The 392-nt window shown below is 41.8% G+C and carries 1 protein-coding gene; it reads left to right on the top strand.

Annotation, left to right across the window (positions count from 1 at the left end; translation table 11 throughout):
* On the top strand, nucleotides 1–392 hold a 392-nt coding region (locus HC175_RS20010; RefSeq protein WP_369074358.1), incomplete at both ends, for a 3-deoxy-D-manno-octulosonic acid transferase.

Here is a 392-nt window from a genome sequence, read left to right as displayed (position 1 = left end):
AAACCCAAATGGAGAATCGGCTGGAATTCATTGAAGAATTTCTAAATGATCAACTTTGCATTGTTGCGGGAAGCACCTGGCCCGAAGATGAAGAGCTGTTGGTGGATACCATTAATTCTTCAGGAGGCAACGTGAAATTCATCATTGCTCCACATGCCTTAAAAAAGGAAAAGATCCAAAACCTGCAGGAGAAACTTACTGTTCCTGCAGTACTTTTTTCAGAAAAAGAAGAAAAAGATCTGGAGGAGTATAAAGTATTCATTATTGATACCATTGGTTTACTTACCCGAATCTACAGCTATGCCGATGTGGCTTATGTAGGTGGAGCAGCCGGGGAGACAGGGCTTCATAATGTCCTGGAACCTGCTGCCTTTGGAGTTCCTGTTATTATA

Source organism: Salinimicrobium oceani (assembly GCF_012037645.1).
The sequence above is the reverse complement of the archived record's forward strand: the minus strand, read 5'-3'. Positions and strand labels throughout refer to the sequence as shown.